We start from the raw sequence: 249 nt of genomic DNA on the forward strand, positions 1-249 counted from the left end.
TAGTGGTGGTGCCGGGCATTGCCGGGCGCTGGTTCCTGCCGGTGGACGAAGACCTGCCCAAGGCCCGGGTGTTCCGCATCCGCTGATTCCGCCAGCGCCCGCCCACACAGTGCGGCGCAGGGTGCGAAAATGGTCGGGAATCCCACGGAGACCCCCGATGACCCGAACCGCTCTGATTACCGGCGCCACTTCCGGCTTTGGCGCCGCCGCCGTCCCGCGTTTCGCCCAGGCCGGCTGGCGGGTCAGCGC

Annotated in this window: 1 pseudogene; it reads left to right on the forward strand. The window is 70.7% G+C overall.

The features are described from left to right. Positions 1-157 precede the first annotated feature (157 nt). A pseudogene (locus ACQG3P_RS21170) lies at positions 158-249 on the forward strand (NADP-dependent 3-hydroxy acid dehydrogenase); the annotation flags it as partial.

The organism is Stenotrophomonas sp. SrG, from assembly GCF_050031795.1.
In the GTDB taxonomy this organism is placed as follows: Bacteria; Pseudomonadota; Gammaproteobacteria; order Xanthomonadales; family Xanthomonadaceae; genus Stenotrophomonas; species Stenotrophomonas rhizophila_A.